Here is a 17,657-nt window from a genome sequence, read left to right as displayed (position 1 = left end):
GCCGCCCGGGACCTGCTCGTCCCGGACCTGGTCGCGGACGGTTTCGATGTGCTGTTCAGCGGCATCAACCCCGGCCTGATGACCGCCGCGACGGGCCACCACTTCGCCCGCCCCGGCAACCGCTTCTGGCCGGTGCTGCACCTGTCCGGTTTCACTCCCCGGCTGCTGAAGCCCGCCGAGCAGCGGGAGTTGCTGTCGTACGGGCTCGGCATCACCAATGTCGTGGCGCGGGCGACGGCCAGGGCGGCGAGCTGACCGCCGAGGAGTACCGGGAGGGCGGGCGCCTGCTGGCGCTGAAGACGGCCCGGCTCAGGCCGCGCTGGCTGGCGGTGGTGGGTGTCACCGCCTACCGGGCCGCCTTCGGTGAGCGGTTGGCCCAGGTGGGGCCGCAGGAGCGGATGTTCGGGGACACGCGGGTGTGGGTGCTGCCGAATCCGAGCGGGCTGAACGCCCACTGGACGGCCGCGACCATGGCGGAGGAGTTCGGTCGGCTGCGGACGGTCGCGAGGGGGACGGAGAGCGGTTCCGTCTGAGTCTGACCCGTCACGGACCAGTCGGCCGGTCTGTGACGGGTCAGACCGGCGCCGTCTCCGTGATCACGGCGAGGAGCTGGAAGGGCAGCTCGCGGTCCCACTGGGATATGCCCAGGGCGATCCAGCGGTCCGTGCCCGTCAGGTGCCAGACGTGGACGTCCCGTACGTGCGCGCTGAGCGAGGCCCAGGGCTCGTCGACGCCCTCGCTGAGCGTGGTCCGTTCGAACGCGCTGTACAAGCTGATCACATGGGGCGGCCCCCAGCGTGCCGCGAGACGCTCGCTGAGGCCGTCCCGTTCCGCCTCGAACTGTGCCTCCGCCTCCTCCCGTGCGCTCCCGCCGTCCTCCCGAAAGTCGCCGCTCGTCGTCAACTCTGCTATCAGATAGCCGGGTCCTCCCCTGCCCGTCTCCGTCCTGCCCGGCTCCGCCGGAAAGTGCCGCCCGCACAGCAGGTCGATGGTGGCGAGCTGCTTCGCGATGTCCATGTGATCCAGTAAAGCGGCCACCACTGACAATTGGTGAGGCGTCAGCCCCGCCCGCCCGCACCCCCCGTGGCGTCCGGCCCGCGCCGCCCCCGTGCCACGGCTGTGTGCGCCCTGCACTCGCCGGTGCCCCACCGCGCCGAGTACGATCCGGCCAACACGCGCACGAGCTGGGAGGACGGACCTTGGGGCGGCTGACCGGCGGGGATCCCTCGCTGCTGCGAAGGATCAATTCCGCGGTGGTGCTGCACGCGCTGCGTGCCGCGGACCGCGCGACGCTGACGGAGATCACCAGGGTGACCGGGCTGTCCCGGCCGACCGTCGAGGGAGTGGTCGAGGGACTGATCGAGGCCGGCCTGGTGGTCGAGCAGGCGGCCGACGAGAGCGCCGTACGGCGGCAGGGGCGGCCCGCGCGGCGGTTCCGGTTCCGTGCCGAGGCAGGTCATCTGCTGGGCCTGGAGATCGGCCCGCACCGGGTCGCCGCGCTCCTCGCCGACCTCGACGGGCGGGTGCTCGGCTCCCAGGCGAGGGAGGTCGACGAGACGGCCGAGGCCGACGAGCGGCTGGAGCGGCTGCGCGGCGCCGTCGCCGAGCTGCTGCGGCGGGCGGGGGTCGCGCGCGGATCGCTGCGCGCGGTGGGCGTCGGCACGCCCGGGATCATCGAGGCGGACGGGACCGTACGCCTGAGCACCGCGCTGCCGCAGTGGACCGGGCTGCACCTCGGCGAGCGGCTGAGCCGTTCCTTCCGCTGCCCGGTGCTGGTCGAGAACGACGCCAACGCGGCCGCCCTCGCCGAGCACTGGAAGGGCTCCGCCACCGACTCCGACGACGTGGTGATGGTGCTGGCCGGGCTGAGCCCGGGCGCCGGTTCGCTGATCGGCGGACGGCTGCACCGCGGCTTCGGCGGGGCCGCCGGCGAGATCGGGGCTCTGCATCTGCTGGGCCGGGAGGTCACACCGGAGACGCTGCTGTCCACCACCGACGAGCCGCTGCACCCGCTGGACGAGCAGGCGGTCGCCGAGGTGTTCGCCCTGGCGAAGAAGGGCGACCAGCGGGCCCGGGCGGCCGTCGACCGGTTCATCCTGCGGCTCGTGCACGACGTGGCCGCGCTGGTGCTCGCCCTCGACCCCGAACTGGTCGTCATCGGCGGCTGGGCGGCGGGCCTGGACGGTGTCCTGGAGCCGCTGCGCCGCGAACTCGCGCGCTACTGCCTGCGCCCGCCGAAGGTCACCCTCTCCCTGCTGGGCGAGGCGGCAGTGGCGACCGGCGCGCTGCGGCTCGCCCTCGACCATGTGGAGGAGCAGCTGTTCGCGGTGGAGGGCACGGCGGTGACGGCCCGCCAGTGAGGCGCGCGGCCCTGCGTCTGTCATGAGAACGCGCCGCGCCCCGGAGGAGTTCCGGGGCGCGGTACGCGGGCGCGATCGATGCGCGACGAGCCGGACCCGTCAGGACGCCTGACGCTCCGGGCTCTCGTGGATCTCCACGCCGCCCGAAGCGCCGAAGGTGAGCCGGCAGGTGTCCGCGCGGTAGGTCGCGAGCGAGAGCGCGGCGGTGCGGCCCCGGGCGAAGAACCGGGTCGTGACGACGAGGACGGGCGACCCGGGGAGCCGGTCGAGCTCCCTGGCGTCGTCCGCGCGGGCCGAGCCCAGTTCCACGGCGCGGTCCTGGCCCTCCAGCGGCAGGTGCTGGAGTTCGCGCAGCACGGCACGCGCGCGGGCCGCCCCGGACGGCGCGTCGATCCCGGAGAGGTCGGGGACGGACGCCGCGGGGATGTACAGCAGTTCGGCGGCGACCGGCTGACCGTGCGTCGTACGGGAGCGGCGCACCGTGTGAACGGCCTCGTCCGCGGCCGTTTCCAGCGCGGCGGTCACGGCGGCGGGCGGTACGGCGGTGACGCAGTCCACGGGCTGCCAGGCGTCGCCCGCGGCGCCGGGCCAGGCATGCAGATCGGTGCCGACCGCCACGCCGACGCGCGGCGGGGCGACGGTCGTGCCGACGCCTCTGCGGCGCTGGAGCCGGCCCTCCAGTTCCAACTGCTCGAGCGCCTGGCGGAGCGTGGCCCGGGCGACGCCGAAACGGGCGGCCAGGTCGCGCTCGTTGGGCAGGATCTCGCCCACGGCGAACTCGGTCTCCAGTGCCTGGCTGAGCACGGTCTTCAGATGCCAGTATTTCGGCTCCGGCACCGGTTCCAGTTGCGTGGTCCCCACCCTGTCCTCCGCAATAGCCGTGTTCCGGCGGCGTTTAAGCGCCCTTGTTTATTAAAGGTTGTTGCACTTCTCTGCGACCATAAGACGGCGCCCAAACTTGGTCAATACCAATCCTCGTTCCCACAGGGGGCCCACAGGCGCCGGGCAACAGAGCGTTCATGAGGCGTTCGTAACAGCACGTCCTGGACAGCAGGTACCGGACAGTGCGCTCGTCGGCGTGTCACGGCATGTCGTACGGCGTGTCACGGCATGCCACGGTGCGTCGGCGGCGTGTCGGGCGGCCGGGGCGCACGGCGTCGGGCACCATCAGGGGGCTACCCGTCGGTAGTAATTGCTGACAAGCTGTCTATCCGGCGTGCGCACCGCGCCGCTGTCCGTCGCCGCGTCGGCGCCCGTCCGCGAGTCCCAGACGAGGAGCAGCCCCCATGTCCTTGGCCACCGTGTCCTCCGCCACCGTGTCCTACGAGGTCCCCTCCCCGCTCGGCCCGCAGCCCGTGACGATGTCGTACACGCGCGTGGGCCGCGGCGAGCCGCTGCTCCTGCTGCACGGGATCGGTCATCACCGGCAGGCGTGGGACCCGGTGGTCGACATCCTCGCCACCGAGCGCGACGTGATCGCCGTGGACCTGCCGGGCTTCGGCGACTCCCCCGCGCTGCCGGAGGCACTGGCCCACGATCTGCCGACGGTGAACGCCGCGCTGGCGGGGCTGTGCGGGGAACTGGGTGTCGCGCGGCCCCATGTGGCGGGCAACTCGCTCGGCGGGCTGCTGGCCCTGGAGCTCGGCCGCGAGAAGCTCGTACGGTCCGTCACGGCGCTGTCGCCCGCCGGGTTCTGGTCCGAGGCCGAGCGGCGCTACGCCTTCGGTGTGCTGCTCGCGATGCGCCACATCTCGCGGCGGCTGCCACTGCCGCTGGTGGAACAGCTCTCGCGCTCGGCGGCCGGCCGTACGCTGCTCACCAGCACCATCTACGCCCGCCCGGGCCGCCGCGCACCGGAGGCGGTGGTCGCCGAGACGCTGGCGCTGGCGAACGCCACCGGGTTCGAGCGGACGCTGCGCGCGGGCGCGACCGTGCAGTGGACCGACGACATCCCCGGCATCCCCGTCACCGTGGCCTGGGGGACCCGGGATCTGCTGCTGGTGCGCCGCCAGGGTGTGCGCGCCAAGCACATCATCCCGCGGGCCCGTCTGGTGCGGCTGCCCGGCTGCGGCCACTGCCCGATGAACGACGACCCCGCGCTCGTCGCCCGCGTCATCCTCGACGGCAGCCGCTGAACCGGCGGCGCGCTCCTGCCGACCGCGACGCCCGCCGACCGGCGCGGGGCGGTCCGAACGCCGTACGCCCCGCACGCCGCGGGCACGGCATGCCGTAAGCCCTGCACGCGTAGGCACGACACGCCGTAGGTCCTGCGCGCCATCGAGCACGGCGCACCGTACGACGCCACGGACCGCACGGCCGCAGCCGTACCCCGGCAGCCCCTTGTTCCGGAACCCCGACTCCCACTCCGTGCGCCGAGTTGTTCACTCCGGGTTTCCGTGTGCGCTGCGGCGCCCCAGTAGGTGTGGCTGTGCACACCGGCCGGAACCCGTTCCTGGAGGCGCATCCATGACTCACCGTCCGTTCCCAGGGCGTCGCGGCGTCCTGCGTGGCTCCCTCGCCGCCTCTGCGGCCCTGACCCTGCCCGGCGCGCTCGGCGCGGCACCGGCGTTCGCCCGTTCCGGGCGCCCCTCGGCCGACTGGGGTGTGCAGGCGGGCGACATCACCGCCGGCTCCGGTCTGGTGTGGGTGCGTTCGGACCGCCCGGCGCGGATGATCGTGGAGACCGCGGCCACGGAGTCGTTCCGAGGTGCCCGCAGATGGCACGGCCCGCTGCTCGGCGCGGGCACGGACTTCACCGGCACCACCCGGCTGCACGGTCTGCCGTCCGGCGAGCAGATCCACTACCGGGTGCTGCTCGCCGACCCGGACGACCCGCGCCGTACCGGCGAGCCGGTCACCGGCACCTTCCGCACCGTCCCCGCCCAGCGCCGCAAGGGTGTGCGCTTCCTGTGGTCGGGTGATCTGGCCGGCCAGGGCTGGGGCATCAACCCGGACTTCGGCGGCTACACCATCTACCGGGCGATGGAGAAGCTGGACCCGGACTTCTTCCTGTGCAGCGGCGACAACATCTACGCCGACGGCCCGATCTCGGCCACCCAGGCGCTGCCCGACGGCAGCCTCTGGCGCAACATCACCACCGAGGAGAAGTCCAAGGTGGCCGAGACCATGGCCGAATTCCGCGGCGCCTTCCGCTACAACCTGCTCGACGCCAACCTGCGCCGGTTCAACGCCCAGGTCCCGTCGGTGATCCAGTGGGACGACCACGAGGTGCGCAACAACTGGTACCCCGGTGAGGTGATCGCGAGCACCGACACCAGGTACACGGAGAAGAGCGTCGACGTGCTGGCGGCCCGGGCACGGCGGGCGTTCGGCGAGTATGTCCCCCTCTCCACGCTGCGGCCGGGCGCCAAGGAGGGGCGGGTGCAGCGGGTGCTGCGGCACGGGCCGCTGCTCGACCTGTTCGTCCTGGACATGCGCACCTACCGCAACGCCAACTCCCCAGACGACCAGACCACCGACCCGCAGGGCATCCTGGGTGCCGAGCAACTGGAGTGGCTCAAGCGTGAGCTGTCTCGCTCGCGAGCGGTGTGGAAGGTGATCGCCGCCGACATGCCGCTCGGTCTCGTGGTGCCCGACACGACCGAGGGCAAGCCCGACTTCGAGGCCGTGTCGCAGGGCGACCCGGGTGCGCCGCTCGGCCGTGAGCTCCAGATCGCCGAGCTGCTGCGGTACATCAAGCACGGGCGGATCACCGGCACCGTGTGGCTGACGGCCGATGTGCATCACACCTCGGCACAGCACTACCAGCCCTCACACGCGGCGTTCACGGACTTCGAGCCGTTCTGGGAGTTCGTCTCGGGTCCGCTGAACGCCGGGGCCTTCCCCGCCAACGCCCTGGACGGCACGTTCGGTCCTGAACGGGTGTTCGTGAAGGCGCCGACCGCCTCCAACGTCTCGCCGGCCGGGGGCTATCAGTTCTTCGGCGAGGTCGACATCGACGGCGACAGCGGCGAACTGACGGTACGGCTGCGGGAGCAGGACGGCACGGTGCTGTTCACCAAGGTGCTCCAGCCCGGTCTGATCGGGCAGTAAACCGCCAAACAAGTGCAGGAAAGAACAACAAATCAGCCATAAGCATGCTTAACCCATCAGTCACAATGCGTTTGTGATCACGCAACACCCTTCGTTCACAGTGGCTGCATGAATCGAGACATGTCTGATGTGACACACGCGGACAACGGCCGCCGCGAGCCCGGCCACCGGACCGGACCGGCCGGGCTCGCCGGCCTCTTCACAGGCCTGCGCACACGGTGGACACGGCGCCACGGTCATGCGCCGCCCATGAACGACACCCGCACCACCGGCGCAGGCACGGGCACTGCCGACACCACTCCCGGTCCGGCGACGCTCTGGCGGATGCGGACCACGGTCGAGGACCGGCCGGGCTCGCTGGCCGCCCTGTGCGCCGCGCTCGCCGACCGCGAGGTCGACATCCTGAGCCTCCAGACGCATCCGCTGACCGTCGGCACCGTCGACGAGTTCCTGCTGCGGGCCCCCGCCGTACTCGACACGGCGGAGATCACCCGCACGGTATCCTCGGCCGGTGGCGCGGACACCTGGATCGAGCGGGCCGACGCCCACGATCTGGTGGACGCCCCTACCCGGATCCTCGGTCTCGCCACCCGCACCGCCCTCGACGCCGCGGAACTGCCGCTCGCGTTGCGGCAGTTGCTGGGACGCTGCACCATCCGTTCGCTGCCCGCGCGACCGGTGTCCGGTGTCCCGGGTGCCGCCGAGGCACCCCCCGAGGGCGTGCTCGAAGACACCGTGATGCGACTGCGGGCACCGGAAGGCGGAGTGATCACCGTGGAGCGGCCTCATCTGCCGTTCACCCCGGCCGAGTTCGCGCGCGCCCGCGCGCTGGTGGAACTGGACGCCAGGCTCGGCATGCGTATCCCGCGCGGCCAGGACGTGCTGACGTTGCCGCAGGGCGACGACATCACCGTGCGCCGCGCCGGCCTGGACGACCTGGCCGCGGCGAAGGCCATGCACGAGCGGTGCTCGGCGCGCACGCTCGGCCTGCGCTACCACGGCCCGGTCGCCGACGCGGACCGCTATCTCAACCACCTGCTCAGCCCCCGCTTCGGCCGTACCCTCGCCGCGCGAACGGCCTCAGGGCGCATCGTCGGCCTCGGCCATCTGCTGTGGGACGGCGACGAGACGGAGGCCGCTCTCCTCGTCGAGGACGAGTGGCAGCGGCGCGGCATCGGCGGCGAACTGCTGGACCGTCTGGTGGCCATGGCGGTCGAGGCGGACTGCGAGAGCGTGTACGCCGTGACCCAGGCGTCGAACACCGGCATGGTCGCCGCGATGCGCGGCCTGGGGCTCCCGCTCGACTACCAGGTCGAGGAGGGCACCCTGGTCGTCACCGCCCGGCTCGACGCGATTCCGGTCGCGGCGCGGGCGGAGCGGTTCGGCCGGTACGCCCTGCGGGACTGACGCCCTGCGAGAGTGGCGCCCTCGGACTGACGACGTACAAGGATCGGACTGACGACCTACAGGGACATAGGGACCGGACGGTCCGACGGTGGCCTGGCGGACCGCCCGGTCGTCTCAGACCCTGGGCATCGGCAGCACCGCGGCACGGGCCGGTTCGGCGACCAGCGCCGTGTCCAGGTCCGCCCACAGGTCGTCCACGTCCTCCAGCCCCACCGACAGCCGCAGCAGCCGGTCGTCGACGCCCGCGCCGCGGCGGTCCGCCGCGTCGACGATGCGATGGCTGATGGACGCCGGGTGCTGGATGAGGGTGTCGACGCTGCCCAGGCTGACCGCCGGGGTGATCAGCCGGACCCGGGAGATCACCTCATGGGGATCACCGTGTACCTCGAAGGCGATCATCGCGCCGCCGATGCGCGGATAGCGGACACGGGCGACGCGCGGGTCGGAGGCGAGACGGCGGGCGAGTTCCGCGGCGGTCGCGGACGCGCCGCGCACCCGGACGGGGAGCGTGGCCAGGCCGCGCAGCAGCAGATAGCCGGCCAGCGGGTGCAGCACAGCGCCGGTGGCGAAGCGGATCCGCCGCAGGGCGCGGGCGGACTGCTCGTCACAGGCCACCACGCCCGCCATCACGTCGCCGTGCCCGCCGAGGTACTTGGTGGCGCTGTGCAGCACCAGCCGCGCCCCCTGCTCCGCCGGGCGTTGCAGCACCGGTGTGGCGAAGGTGTTGTCGGCGAGCAGCGGCACCGAGCCGCAGTCGTGGGCGATCGCCCGCAGGTCGACCTCGGCGAGGGTCGGATTGGCCGGTGTCTCGACGATCACCAGACCGGTGCCCGGGCGCAGCACATCCGCGATCCCGGCCGGGTCGGTCCAGGTCACCTCGGTGCCGAGCAGTCCGGCGGTCAGCAGATGGTTGCTGCACCCGTACAGCGGCCGTACGGCGACCACGTGCCGCAGCCCGGCCGCGCCGCGGGCCAGGAGGACGGCGGTCAGGGCGGCCATTCCGCTGGCGAAGGCGACGGCGGCCTCGGTGCCCTCCAGCCGGGCAAGGGCGGTCTCGAAGCGGGCGACGGTGGGATTGCCGAGCCGCCCGTAGACCGGCGGGCCCTCGGGTTCGGCGCCGTCGGCCGCGAAGGCGTCGATCCGGGCGGCCTCGTGGCGGCTGTCGTAGGAGGGGTAGGTCGTGGACAGGTCGATCGGCGGGGCGTGCAGGCCCTGCCGTGCGAGGTCGTCACGGCCGGCGTGGACGGCCTCGGTCTCCAGTGCCCTGTGCACGGCATGCTGCGCTGTGTCCATGCACGGAAGGGTGAACAGACGTCGGGCTGTTGTACGAGAACACCGTGCTACGTTCGGCTCATGACCGAGTCTGTCGTACTGGATCCGGTGGATCTGCATCTGCTGCGGCTGCTGCAGAACGACGCCCGGACCACCTACCGCGATCTCGCGGCGCAGGTCGGGGTGGCACCGTCGACCTGTCTGGACCGGGTGGCCCGGCTGCGCCGGTCGGGGGTGATCCTCGGTCATCAGCTGCGCCTCGATCCGGCGAAGCTGGGCCGGGGACTTCAGGCACTGCTGTCGGTGCAGGTCAGGCCGCACCGGCGGGAGTTGGTGGGGCCGTTCGTGGAGCGGATCCGGGCGCTGCCGGAGTCGCGGACGGTGTTCCATCTGACCGGCCCCGACGACCATCTCGTCCATGTGGCCGTGGCCGACATGGCGGATCTCCAGCGGCTGGTGCTGGACGAGTTCACGGCGCGGCGCGAGGTGGCACGGGTCGAGACCCGGCTGATCTTCCAGCAGTGGGACTGCGGGCCGCTCCTCCCGCCGGGCGCGAACGCCGGCGGCGGCCCGGGCACGCCCACAGCGGAATCCGGGTGACGCGGGCATCACGGCCGTACGAGGATGGCCGCATGTCTGATGCCACGAGCCCGATGCCCCGTCAGGTCGCCGACGCCTACGTCGACGCGCTCATCGCCCTCGATCCGGTCACCGGTACGTTTCTGGGCGTGCCGGAGAGTTCCAGCCGACTGCCCGACACCTCGCCCGCGGGTCAGGAGGCCGTGGCGGAACTGGCGCGCACCACACTCGCACGGCTCGACGAGGCGGAGCGGCTGCCCGGCGCGGACAGCGGCATCGAACGGCGCTGCGGCCGTCTGCTGCGCGAGCGGCTGACCGCCAAACTGGCGGTGCACGACGCGGACGAGGGTCTGCGCTCGGTCGGCAATCTGGACACCCCGCCCCACCATGTGCGCGACGTGTTCACGTTGACGCCGAACCGGACCGAGGAGGACTGGGCGGCGATCGCCGAACGGCTGCGCGCCGTGCCCGCCACGTTCGCCGGGTACCGGGAGTCGCTGAGCCTGGGACTCGACCGCAAGCTGTACGCCGGTCCGCGCCCGACCGCCACGTTCGTCGGCCAGCTCACCGAGTGGTCGGACACGGACGGCAACGGGCGCGGCTGGTTCGAGGACTTCGCGTCGGCGTGCCCGGACGCGCTGCGCGGCGAGCTCGACGAGGCGTCCCGGGCAGCCACGGCATCCGTGGTGGAGCTGCGGGACTGGATGCGCGACGTGTACGCGCCGGCGATCGAGGGCGCCCCGGACACGGTGGGCCGGGAGCGGTACGCGCGCTGGTCGCGCTACTACAACGGCACCGATCTCGACCTGGACGAGGCGTACGCGTACGGCTGGGACGAGTATCACCGTCTCCTCGGCGAGATGAAGCGGGAGGCCGAGAAGATCCTGCCGGGCGCCGCCACGCCGTGGGTGGCGCTGGCTCATCTCGACGAGTACGGGCGGCACATCGAGGGCGTCGACGAGGTCCGCGACTGGCTCCAGGGCCTGATGGACAGGGCGATCGAGGAACTGGACGGCACGCACTTCGAACTCGCCGAGCGGGTGCGGCGCGTGGAGTCCCGCATCGCTCCGCCCGGCGGCGCGGCGGCGCCGTACTACACCGCGCCGTCGGAGGACTTCTCCCGTCCCGGCCGTACGTGGCTGCCGACGATGGGCCTGACCCGGTTCCCGGTGTACGACCTGGTGTCGACCTGGTACCACGAGGGTGTCCCCGGCCACCATCTCCAGCTGGCCCAGTGGACGCATGTCGCGCAGGACCTGTCCCGTTACCAGGCCACAGTCGGCGAGGTGAGCGCCAACGCGGAGGGCTGGGCGCTGTACGCGGAGCGGCTGATGGACGAGTTGGGCTTCCTCACGGACCCGGAGCAGCGGCTCGGCTATCTCGACGCGCAGATGATGCGGGCGGCACGGGTCATCGTGGACATCGGCATGCATCTGGAGCTGGAGATCCCGGCGCACTCGCCGTTCCACCCCGGTGAGCGCTGGACGCCGGGGCTGGCGCAGGAGTTCTTCGGCGCGCACAGCAGCCGTCCGGCGGACTTCGTGGAGAGCGAGCTGACCCGCTATCTGACGATCCCGGGCCAGGCCATCGGCTACAAGCTGGGCGAGCGGGCCTGGCTGCTGGGCCGTGAGAAGGCCCGCGCGCGGCACGGCGACGCCTTCGACCTCAAGGCGTGGCACATGGCGGCGCTGTCCCAGGGCTCCCTCGGACTCGACGACCTCGTGGACGAGCTGTCCCGGTTGTAGGGCCTGACTCTGTCGGGGATCTTGGCGGTCTGCTCAGTCTCTGGCGGACCGCCAAGACCTCGGCCGGGGGATCCCGTGCTGGTCCAGGTAGTTCTGGAAGGCGGTCGGCCGTCGGGACGGAGGCGCTTCTCCGGTCGGCGGCCGTCGGCTGAGGCGCTCGATGTTTGCAGCGATGGCTGTGAACACGTGCTGTAAGTGGGCTTTGTGCTGTCCCCGGTAGCGGCAGTGGCGCATGCCGTGTCCGTGGGCGAGCTCGTTGATGGTGCCTTCCACTCCGGAGCGGACCGCGTAGCGAGCCTGCCATTCGGGTGTCTGCTGCTCGGCACGGACTCGGAGTTGCAGGTCACGGAGTTCTCGCGGGGGGAAGCCCACGCTCCGGGCGCTGTCGGCGGTGGTCGTGCAGCGGGTGCGGACCGGGCAGGGCCGGCACTGGCTCTTGGTGAACCGGGCCACGATCAGAGGTGCCGCCGTGGGCGAGGAAGTCGGGTAGGGGCCGTGCCAGCCCGCGCTGGTCTCGCCCTGCGGGCAGGTGACCTGCCGACGGTCGAAGTCGATGTGGAAGTCGTCGCGGCCGAACCCGTTGTTCCTGCGGTTCTGGCGGGTGGTGTTGACCGGCAGTGGTCCGGTGACCGTGACCTGGTGTTCGCGGGCTGCCTGTTCCAGATGGACCAGGGAGGTGTAGCCGCCGTCGACCAGATGCTCGGCGGGCAGCAGCCCGCGGCGCTTGAGCCGGGTGTGGATGCCGGGCAGAGCCTTCGCGTCGTAGCCGGTGGCATCGGTGGTGGCCACATCCGTGATCACGTTGACGCCGTCGGGATCGCAGGTCTCGGTGAGATGCGCGACGAACCCCTTCCAACGGGTGACGTGTCCGCGGCGCGCGTAGCGGGCCGTCGGATCGTAGGGCGAGACGACCGCGACGGACGAGGGCGGCAGCCCGCCGTCCTCCACGGTGCGCCAGCGCAGGCGCCCGGCCCCGTCACGGTAGTAGTTCTGCACCATGATCTGCCGCAGGGCCTGGACGCGGGGCCCTGACAGGCGTTCCGGCCCGTGCTGCCCGAGGTGCTCGATCAGCCGGACGGCGTCGCCTCCGGTGGCGAGGATTCTGGTCTTGGGGCGGGTGGGGTTCTTGCCCAGACGGACCGGACGGCCGTAGCGGCGCCCCCACTCCTCGTCCACCAGGCCGGCCAGCAGGTGATCAGCGGTGCCGGCCAGCTCTTCCAGCGCGGCGCGGACGGCCTCGGTGACCAGTTCCAGCCGGGTCAGGTCGCGCACCGCGGCCAGGACGTGGGTGGAGTCCGTGCGCTGGGTGGTGCGTTCGCGAACGAGACCGGCCTCCTTCAGGCGTTCGAGCGCGAGGTCGAGGAGACGGTCGGCTCGGCCGTCCTCGGTGAGACGGTCGCGGAAGTCGGCCAGCACGCTGTGGTGGAAGCCGGGATCGTCCAGTTCCATGGCCAGCGCGTATTTGAAATCGATGCGGCAGCGAACCGCTTCGGCCGCCTGCCGGTCCGACAGACCGAGCAGGAACTGGAGCACACAGACGGTGGCCAGCTGGGCGGGCGAGAGCCCTGGGCGGCCGTCGCGGGGGTACCAGTCGGCGAAGTCCTCGTCACGCCACAGCCCGCCCAGGCGGTCTCTCACCCACATCGCCGTTGTACCGCTCGGGTTGCTCGCCCGCGCCATCTGCATGGTCAGAGAAGGGACTTGCTCACCAGAACGGGCGTGAAGCGACAACGGGCACCTCGACAACTGCATCGGTCCTTGAACAGAGCCGAGCATGCCCGTTGATCATGCTGCCCCGCCGGGGATCCTCAAGATCCCCGACAGAGTCAGGCCCTAGCCGCCGCGCCCGGCCGCGGCACCGGTCACTGGCCGGTGCCGCGCCGGCGCAGTGTCGAGCCGGATCTGCCCTTGACCACCTCCAGCTGGGCGTGGATACGGCGCCGCAGGTCCGGCACATGGCTGACGATGCCGACGCTGCGGTCGCGCTCCCGCAGGGAGTCGAGGACGTCCAGGACCTCGTCCAGGGTCTCGTCGTCGAGGCTGCCGAAGCCCTCGTCGATGAAGAGGGTGTCGAGCCGGACCCCGCCCGCCTCGTCGGTGACCACGTCCGCGAGGCCGAGGGCGAGGGCGAGGGAGGCGAAGAAGGTCTCGCCGCCGGAGAGGGTCGCGGTGTCGCGCTCGCGGCCCGTCCAGGCGTCCACGACATGCAGTCCCAGCCCGCTGCGGCCACGTCCTGAGCGGCCGTCGGAGTGCACGAGGGTGTAGCGGCCGGACGACATACGGCTCAGCCGCGCGGTGGCGGCGGCGGCCACCTGTTCCAGACGGGCGGCCAGCACATACGACTCCAGGCGCATCTTGCGCTCGTTGTCGGCGGCGGTGCCCGCGGTGAGCGCCGCGAGGCGGGCCACCCGGTCGTACTCGGCGCGCAGCGGTGCCAGGGTCCGTACGCCGGCGGCGGCGCGCGCGGCGAGCCGGTCGAGTTCGGTGCAGCGGCGGGCGGCGGCGTCGCGCGCGGAGGCGGCGTCCCGCAGCCGTCGGACCGCGGCAGCGGCCACCGCCTCGGCTCCGGTGAGGTCGGCGGGCGGCTGCCGGGCGGCGGTGGCCGTGCCGTCCTCGGCGAGTACGGCGCGTACGGCGGCCTCCTCGTCCTGCCAGGCGTCCAGGCGCCGTTGGAGGTCGCGGTGGGCGGTGTCGTCGAGGAGGGCGGCGGCCGCGGCCTGCGGGGTGTCGAACCCGGCGCGGAACGCGGCGTCCGCGAGCCGGGCGTCGGCGTCCTTGAGGTGCTGGGCGGTGTCGTCGGCGGCGCGGGCGGCGTCGGCCGCCTCGATGAGCAACGCCGCCTGGCGCTCCAGCTCGACGGCTCGGGCGGCCACGCTGTCGGCGGTGCCCCGGGCCTGCGCCAGTTCCTCCTCCAGCTCGGTCTTCTCGCGGTCGAGTCCGTCGCGGCGGGCCAGGCGGGAGGCGGCCCGGACGGCCGCCTGCTGACGGTCGGCGAGGCGCTGCTCACGCTCCTGTTCGGCGCGGCGCAGGTCCTCGTGGGCGGCGTGCAGGACGGAGGCGTCGCGTCGGGCTCGCGCGTACTGCCGTTCCAGGTCTTCGGCCTCGGCGGCGAGCCGGTCGGTGGGGGTGTCGCCCGCCTCGGCGGTGGCGGCGGCCAGGGCCTCGCGTACGTCGCTGAGGCGGCGTTCGTCCTCCGCCCGCCGTTCCTCGAAGCGCCGGTGGGCGGCGAGGGCCTGTTCCTCGGCCTCGCGGTCGACGTGTCCGTCGACCTTGCGGGCGGGCGCGGGGTGTTCGGTGCCACCGCACACCGCGCAGGGTTCACCCGGGACAAGGCCTGCGGCGAGTTCGGCGGCGATGCCGCCCAGGCGCTGTTCCCTGAGGTCCAGCCAGTGGGCGTGCGCGCGCAGGGCCCGGTCTGCGGAGGCGCGGGCGCAGTCCTGCGCGGCCTCGGTGTCCCTGCCGAGCTGGTCGCGCAGCCGGGCGGCGGCGAGCCGCTGCCGTACCGGGTCGCGGCGCACTGCGAGTTGTTCGGCGCGGGTGGCGGCCTCCTGGGCGGAGTCCACGCGGGCCTGGAGGGCCGTACGGGCCGTGTCCCACCCGGCGAGCCAGGCGTCGGCCTCCTGGAGGACGTCCTCGTCGGCGCGTTCCTGCCGGTCGAGTCCGGCGCGCTCGGCGAGCAGCGCGGTCAGCCGCTGCTCTGCGCGGCGGGCGGATTCCAGGCCGCCGAGTTCCTTGGCGACCCGTCCTGCGGCGGTGGCCAGGCCCGCGGCGCCGGAGTCGGCGGCCGACGGCGGGAGTTGGGCACGCGCGCGTGTGTCGGCGTCGGCGGCGTGCCGGTGCCGGGCTTCCGCGTCCAGGCGCAGCTCCAGGGCGGGGGCCACCGCCTCGGCCTTGCGCGCCCGCTCCATCCGGGCGCGGTCCTGCAGGTGGGCGTCGGCCCGGTCCTCCAGCCGGGCGGCCCGCTCCCGGGCCTCGGCGAACCGGGCCTGGAGGCGCGCCAGTTCGCGTACGTCGTGCAGGGCATGGTCGGCGGCGGCCTGGGCGGACTCGGCCGCGGCGAGACGGCAGTGGGCGACCGTCAGCTGTTCACGGGCGGTGCTGCGGGCGACGGCGGCCGCGGTCAGGACGGCTTCGGTGAGGCCGGGGTCGCCGGGCGCGAGGTCCGGCAGGACCATGGAGTCGCCCGCCTCCTGCTGCATGCGGTGCGCGTCGGCGAGCAGGGCGGCGTCCCCGTCACGCACCTTGGCCTCGGCGGTGCGGCGCCGTTCGGCGAGGCGCTTCTCGACGTCGGCGAAGCGCTGGGTGTCGAAGAGGCGGCCGAGCAGTCTGCCGCGGGCCTCGGCGTCGGCGCGCAGGAAGCGCGCGAAGTCGCCCTGGGGCAGCAGCACGACCTGGCAGAACTGCTCGCGGCTCATGCCGAGCAGCTGGGTGATCTCCTCGCCGATCTCCTGGTGGGAGCGGCTGCGGTCCTTCCAGGTGCCGGATCCGGCGTCGTACTCGCGCAGCCCGCTCTGCGCCTTCTCGACGATGGTGCCGGGACGGCCCCTCTTCCTGGGGCGCTCCCAGGGCGGCTGCCGGGTCACCTCCAGGCGTCGTCCGGCGACGGTGAACTCCAGACGGGCCTCGGTGCGGGTGGTGCCGTCGGCGTGGTCGCTGCGCAGGTTGACGCCCTGGCCGCTCTGCCGGGCGCCGGGCACGGCGCCGTAGAGCGCGTAGCACACGGCGTCCAGCACGGAGGTCTTTCCGGCGCCGGTCGGGCCGTGCAGCAGGAACAGGCCCTCGGCGGCGAGTGCGTCGAAGTCGACCGACTGGGAGCCGCCGAACGGGCCGAAGGCCGTGAGGTCGAGACGGTGCAGCCTCACCGGGCGACCTCCCGTACCGCATCGTCGGCGCGCACGGCGTCGAACGCGTCGCGCAGGACGCCCCGTTCGGCGCCGTCCGGGCCCGCGCCGCGGACATGGGCGACGAAGTCCTCGGCGATCTCCTGGTCGCTGCGTCCCGAGAGGCGGCGCGCGTACGACATGCCCGGCTCGTCGTCGGCGCGCTCGGGGGCGAAGACCAGGCTGAGGGCGTGCGGGAACCGCTCGGTGAGGCGGGCCATGGGCTCGCTGGGCCGGACCGGGTCGGTGAGCGTGGCCTCCACCCAGGACTCCCGGTGCCGGGCCAGCGCCGGGTCGGCCAGCAGGTCCTCCAGCATGCCGCGGATCCTGGCGAGCGGCCTCGGCACGGGGCAGTCGACGCGCTCGGCGCCGACCTGCCCGTCCGCGCCGAGGTCGACCAGCCACATGCTCTTGCGGTGCCCGGCCTCCGAGAAGGAGTACGGCAGCGGTGAACCCGAGTAGCGCACCCGCTCGGTGATGGTCTGGCAGCCGTGCAGATGCCCCAGCGCCGCGTAGTCCACTCCGTCGAACACGCCCGCCGGTACGGCGGCCACCCCGCCGACGGTGATGTCCCGCTCGCTGTCGCTGGGTTCGCCACCGGTGACGAAGGCGTGCGCCAGCACCACGGAACGTGTCCCGCGCGCGCGTGCCGCGAGGTCCGCGCGGACCCGTTCCATCGCGGCCGCCAGCACCGCCTCGTGGCCCGGCTTGTCCACGCCGAACCCGTCCCTCACGAGCGCCGGTTCGAGATAGGGCAGGCCGTACAGGGCGACGTCCCCGAACGTGTCGCGGAGCACGACGGGCGTCCCGCAGGCGGCCGGGTCGGTGCGCAGATGGATGCCCGCGCGCCCCATGAGTCCGGCGCCGACACCGAGACGGCGGGCCGAGTCGTGGTTGCCGGAGATCATCACCGTGGGCACACCGAGCGCGGCGAGCCGGTGCAGGGCGTCGTCGAACAGCTCGACCGCGGCGAGCGAGGGCACTGCGCGGTCGTACACGTCTCCCGACACGAGCACCGCGTCCACCTCACGCTCGCGCACGATGCGCACGAGATGGCCGATGAACTCGGCCTGGGCGCCGAGCATGTCCACCCTGTGGAACGCCCGGCCCAGATGCCAGTCGGAAGTGTGCAGCAATTTCATGAAACCGCCCTGAACTGCACATACACCCCAACTGCGCCTCGAGAATCACCGCGAACCATCACGAACCAGCACGGGGCCCGCTGTCAACATCCGCCACGCTAACGCATATCACCCCCTGATCCGCCCATCTCCTCGGATCACCCCTGGCGGTGGCATGGCGATGGCCTGACGAGGCCTGACGGTGGCCTGTCGATGGAAGGTCCTCTCTCCCGCTGCCCC

At 72.8% G+C, this 17,657-nt stretch carries 12 protein-coding genes and 1 pseudogene; 7 read left to right on the top strand and 6 right to left on the bottom strand.

Annotated elements, in window-relative coordinates:
• The first annotated feature begins 48 nt into the window (after window positions 1–48).
• Window positions 49–533 (top strand): annotated as a pseudogene (gene mug / locus ACSYGN_RS34690) (G/U mismatch-specific DNA glycosylase).
• A 40-nt stretch (window positions 534–573) separates the two neighbouring features.
• On the opposite strand, the gene ACSYGN_RS34685 reads toward mug, so the two are convergent.
• Window positions 574–1,017, bottom strand: a complete 444-nt coding sequence (locus ACSYGN_RS34685; protein WP_460402755.1) for a hypothetical protein — start codon at window positions 1,015–1,017, stop codon at window positions 574–576.
• A gap of 182 nt (window positions 1,018–1,199) precedes the next feature.
• Here ACSYGN_RS34685 and ACSYGN_RS34680 point away from each other — a divergent pair, with 182 nt between their 5' ends.
• Entirely contained in the window at window positions 1,200–2,360 is a 1,161-nt protein-coding gene (locus ACSYGN_RS34680; protein ID WP_460402753.1) for an ROK family transcriptional regulator, read from the top strand.
• Window positions 2,361–2,459: 99 nt separating this feature from the next.
• On the opposite strand, the gene ACSYGN_RS34675 is transcribed toward ACSYGN_RS34680, so the two are convergent.
• The gene (locus tag ACSYGN_RS34675; protein WP_460402751.1) at window positions 2,460–3,221 is read right to left on the bottom strand and encodes a GntR family transcriptional regulator; all 762 of its coding nucleotides are present in this window, start codon (window positions 3,219–3,221) and stop codon (window positions 2,460–2,462) included.
• 425 nt (window positions 3,222–3,646) lie between these two features.
• Here ACSYGN_RS34675 and ACSYGN_RS34670 point away from each other — a divergent pair, with 425 nt between their 5' ends.
• From ACSYGN_RS34670 to ACSYGN_RS34660, 3 genes are all read left to right on the top strand, one after another.
• Entirely contained in the window at window positions 3,647–4,495 is an 849-nt protein-coding gene (locus ACSYGN_RS34670; RefSeq protein ID WP_460402749.1) for an alpha/beta fold hydrolase, read from the top strand.
• Window positions 4,496–4,826: 331 nt separating this feature from the next.
• Window positions 4,827–6,413: an alkaline phosphatase D family protein gene (locus tag ACSYGN_RS34665; protein ID WP_460402747.1), complete on the top strand. Its 1,587-nt coding sequence runs from the start codon at window positions 4,827–4,829 to the stop codon at window positions 6,411–6,413.
• A 120-nt stretch (window positions 6,414–6,533) separates the two neighbouring features.
• A complete protein-coding gene (locus tag ACSYGN_RS34660; RefSeq protein ID WP_460402745.1) occupies window positions 6,534–7,820 on the top strand; it encodes a GNAT family N-acetyltransferase in 1,287 nt (428 codons plus the stop codon).
• Between the two features lie 114 nt (window positions 7,821–7,934).
• Here the strand turns inward: ACSYGN_RS34660 and ACSYGN_RS34655 are convergent, their stop codons facing one another.
• Window positions 7,935–9,113 carry a trans-sulfuration enzyme family protein gene (locus ACSYGN_RS34655; protein WP_460402743.1) on the bottom strand — a complete coding sequence of 393 codons (1,179 nt, stop codon included), beginning with the start codon at window positions 9,111–9,113 and terminating at the stop codon, window positions 7,935–7,937.
• Window positions 9,114–9,173: 60 nt separating this feature from the next.
• On the opposite strand from ACSYGN_RS34655, the gene ACSYGN_RS34650 reads away from it, so the two are divergent.
• Together ACSYGN_RS34650 and ACSYGN_RS34645 are read left to right on the top strand one after the other, a co-directional pair.
• On the top strand, window positions 9,174–9,692 hold the full coding sequence (locus ACSYGN_RS34650) for an Lrp/AsnC family transcriptional regulator (RefSeq protein ID WP_460402741.1): 519 nt from the start codon (window positions 9,174–9,176) through the stop codon (window positions 9,690–9,692).
• 32 nt (window positions 9,693–9,724) lie between these two features.
• Window positions 9,725–11,416 carry a DUF885 domain-containing protein gene (locus tag ACSYGN_RS34645; RefSeq protein WP_460402739.1) on the top strand — a complete coding sequence of 564 codons (1,692 nt, stop codon included), beginning with the start codon at window positions 9,725–9,727 and terminating at the stop codon, window positions 11,414–11,416.
• Between the two features lie 33 nt (window positions 11,417–11,449).
• Here ACSYGN_RS34645 and ACSYGN_RS34640 read toward each other — a convergent pair whose 3' ends face one another.
• The 3 genes from ACSYGN_RS34640 to ACSYGN_RS34630 all read right to left on the bottom strand — a co-directional run bounded on the left by ACSYGN_RS34640 (window position 11,450) and on the right by ACSYGN_RS34630 (window position 17,438).
• On the bottom strand, window positions 11,450–13,102 hold the full coding sequence (locus tag ACSYGN_RS34640) for an IS1182 family transposase (RefSeq protein WP_460391610.1): 1,653 nt from the start codon (window positions 13,100–13,102) through the stop codon (window positions 11,450–11,452).
• A gap of 176 nt (window positions 13,103–13,278) precedes the next feature.
• A complete protein-coding gene (locus tag ACSYGN_RS34635; RefSeq protein ID WP_460402737.1) occupies window positions 13,279–16,278 on the bottom strand; it encodes an AAA family ATPase in 3,000 nt (999 codons plus the stop codon).
• Window positions 16,275–17,438: an exonuclease SbcCD subunit D gene (locus ACSYGN_RS34630; RefSeq protein ID WP_460402735.1), complete on the bottom strand. Its 1,164-nt coding sequence runs from the start codon at window positions 17,436–17,438 to the stop codon at window positions 16,275–16,277. Before ACSYGN_RS34630 ends, ACSYGN_RS34635 begins: the two co-directional genes overlap by 4 nt.
• Between the last annotated feature and the right edge of the window lie 219 nt (window positions 17,439–17,657).

This window comes from Streptomyces sp. YIM S03343 (assembly GCF_054729195.1).
The sequence above is the reverse complement of the archived record's forward strand: the minus strand, read 5'-3'. Positions and strand labels throughout refer to the sequence as shown.